This is a genomic window from Phenylobacterium sp. (genome assembly GCF_030693805.1).
GTDB lineage: Bacteria > Pseudomonadota > Alphaproteobacteria > Caulobacterales > Caulobacteraceae > Phenylobacterium.
This window is the reverse complement of record NZ_JAUXZW010000190.1, coordinates 1-2,664: the sequence shown is the minus strand read 5'-3', so window position 1 is coordinate 2,664 and position 2,664 is coordinate 1. Positions and strand designations below refer to the sequence as shown.

At 62.4% G+C, this 2,664-nt stretch carries 4 protein-coding genes and 1 pseudogene; 3 read left to right on the top strand and 2 right to left on the bottom strand.

The annotated features are described in order from the left end of the window. Positions 1 to 753, top strand: a 753-nt coding sequence (locus Q8M88_RS07790) for an HAD-IC family P-type ATPase (protein ID WP_305596066.1), incomplete at its 5' end; no start/stop codon positions are given. Positions 754 to 826: 73 nt separating this feature from the next. Continuing rightward, a complete protein-coding gene (locus Q8M88_RS07785) occupies positions 827 to 1,765 on the top strand; it encodes a 1-phosphofructokinase family hexose kinase (protein WP_305596064.1) in 939 nt (312 codons plus the stop codon). A 36-nt stretch (positions 1,766 to 1,801) separates the two neighbouring features. Here Q8M88_RS07785 and Q8M88_RS17700 read toward each other — a convergent pair whose 3' ends face one another. Next, positions 1,802 to 2,071, bottom strand: coding sequence for a PLP-dependent transferase (locus Q8M88_RS17700; RefSeq protein ID WP_371132648.1), 270 nt, complete (start codon positions 2,069 to 2,071; stop codon positions 1,802 to 1,804). 49 nt (positions 2,072 to 2,120) lie between these two features. Here Q8M88_RS17700 and Q8M88_RS07780 point away from each other — a divergent pair. Further along, positions 2,121 to 2,257 (top strand): annotated as a pseudogene (locus tag Q8M88_RS07780) (IS256 family transposase); the annotation flags it as partial. A gap of 93 nt (positions 2,258 to 2,350) precedes the next feature. Here the strand turns inward: Q8M88_RS07780 and Q8M88_RS07775 are convergent. Continuing rightward, positions 2,351 to 2,664 (bottom strand): RES family NAD+ phosphorylase (locus Q8M88_RS07775; RefSeq protein WP_305596062.1); only part of this gene is annotated, 314 nt, incomplete at its 5' end.

The window sequence follows — 2,664 nt, the reverse complement described above, 5'->3', positions numbered from 1 at the left end:
TACTTGGGCAATCGCCGATTGATGGACGAGCAAAATCTCGATCTTGGCGCGCTTGCTGCGGAGGCGCAGCGGCTGCAAGGCGCCGGTCGCACCGTGGTCCATGTGGCGCGAGCCGGAAAAGTGATCGGGCTGATCGCCATTGCCGACGCGCCCCGCTCAAGCGCCGCCGCCACCGTCGCCAAATTGCGCGAGCGGGGAGTCCAAGTGGCCATGCTGACGGGCGACAACGCCAGCACGGCTCAACGGATCGCTCGCGACCTTGGCCTCGATATTGTGCTCGCCGATGTGCTGCCCGGTCAGAAAGCCGGCAAGGTCAAGGAGTTGCAGGCGCAGGGCAAGAAGGTCGGAATGGTCGGCGATGGCGTCAATGACGCGCCGGCCCTGATTCAGGCGGATGTCGGGTTCGCCATCGGGGCCGGCACGGATGTCGCGATCGAGAGCGCCGATGTGGTGCTGATGAAAAGCGATCCTTACGACGTCGTCGGCGCGCTCGAGCTTTCGCGCGCCACGCTGCGCAAGATGCATCAGAATCTCTGGTGGGCGGTCGGCTATAACGTCATTGCCTTCCCCCTGGCCTCAGGCGTCTTCTACCCGTTTCTGCTTAGTCCCGAGATCGCCGCTCTTGCCATGTCGGGAAGTTCGGGGCTGGTCGCGATCAATGCGCTGATGCTCAAGCGCACCAAGCTCGCCGGCATCGCTCGCTATAGCAGCGTCCAGAAAGGGGCTCCGCGCCCAACGGAGGCGACGGCGTGAGCGAAAAACTCCCGGCGCCGACGGCGGTAATATGGTCGACGCACAGCAACCCGACTCATAAGCGAAGGCGGCCATGGCCGACATTGTTACCTTCACCATCAACCCCTCGATCGACATGTCGACCTCGGTTGATCGGGTGGCGCCCATCAAGAAGCTGCGCGGCGCGGCGGCACATCGCGATCCAGGCGGGGGCGGAATTAACGTGGCCCGAGTCGCCATTCGATTCGGCGCCGACGTGAAAGCGCTCTGCGCCGCGGGCGGCGTAACGGGCGAGCTGCTGCGTCGTCTCATCGAGCGCGACGGAATCCCGAACGTCGTCATCCATGTGTCCGAGGAGACTCGTGAAAGCTTTACCGTATTCGAGAACGCAACTGGATATGAATACCGTTTCGTCCTTCCAGGCCCCCAATTGCGCGAAGAGGAATGGCGTCAGTGTCTCGGCGCGCTTGCTGACCCCGAGGACAACCCGCGTTTCGTTGTCGCCAGCGGCAGCCTGTCGCCGGGGGCTCCGTCGGATTTCTACGCGCATGCTGCTCGCATCGCTCGAAAACGCGGCGCAAAATTCCTTTTGGACACCTCCGGGCCGCCGTTGGCGAGCGCCCTGGAAGAAGGCGTTTTCCTGATCAAGCCGAATCTCCGCGAGTTGCGCGAGCTCATGGGCGTTCCGCTCGATGACGAACGCGCCTGGGTCGACGCCTGCCGCCGGCTTACAGAAGCGGGACGCGCAGAAGTCGTCGCTCTCACCCTCGGGGATCGAGGCGCGCTTCTAGTTGTGCGCGACCAGGCATGGCGCGCGCCCGCATTGCCGATCAAGCCGCTAAGCGCAGTCGGCGCCGGCGATAGTTTCTTGGGCGCCATGGTTTGGGGCCTCGCACAGGGGCGAAGCATCGACGACGCGTTTCGGTATGGCGTCGCAGCGGGGTCGGCTGCTCTGCTTTCGTCGGGAACCGGACTGTGCCGTCGCGACGACGTTGAGCGCCTCTATCCAGACGTCGTGCTCCAGAGAATTTGAGCGCGCGCAAATCGAAGCGCGGGGTGTCGCGGGCATTCAGCAGTACATCGATAAGTCGGCTCCATATTCCAGCGGCGACTGGAATACTGGCCCCAGAAGTGTGTTGTCGCAACAGACTATGGGTCGCGAACCTTGCTGAGTCTCTATTTCTTCGGAGAAGTGTCTCACGAGCGCGATATCGACCAAGCTGTTCATTGGGTTTGAAGGCGTCGACAAAAAATCATGGCGACACGCCCAGCGGCCAGGGCGTGATCGGCTGCAATGCGGATGCGGGCATAGCGTTCGACTACCACCCGCAGCGCGCATGCGCCACCCCGCTCCTGTTCTCGCGCCGCGTCGTCGGCTGATGGCAATCATCACAGGGCTGATCGGCGCGATCCTACCGGAGCAGAAACATGAATTGATCTTCCAATACGCCCGCTAATGACGCTGGAAACCATCGCGCCGTTAGGCGACGATCCAATCGTCGGACTGCTCGCCGTGGCGACCTAACCGACCCCGGCCCGACGGGGCGTTCTTGTTGTGATCGTCGCCAAGATACTCTATGCTAAGGGACACGATCTTCGACCAGGCGACCGACGACGTTCAAACAATTCGATAGACTTGGCCGCCGTCAGGAACTCGGCAATAATCAACGCGCGCGCCGTCCCAATGGTAGTCGAGATGTCGCCCTTGGATCGGGTTTGTAACGCGGTCGGGGTAGAAGAGACCGGCGCACTCTCCGCCTGCATAACGCAGACTCGGATAAACGAGACCATCCGACCCCGCGCGTCGAAGCCGAGCGCTGAGCGCTTGGCTCTCTACATATGTGTCAGGATCGAGCGCAGGCAGAAACGCTTCCACGTCCCTGAGGTCATGCAACCGCGCGTCAATGGCGAGGACAATCTCCCGAAACTGCG

Bases quoted from the DNA above. Each gene is read 5' to 3' on its own strand.
- Q8M88_RS07785 (WP_305596064.1), top strand. From the start codon at position 827: ATGGCCGACATTGTTACCTTCACCATCAACCCCTCGATCGACATGTCG.
- Q8M88_RS17700 (WP_371132648.1), bottom strand. From the start codon at position 2,071: ATGCGCGCTGCGGGTGGTAGTCGAACGCTATGCCCGCATCCGCATTGC.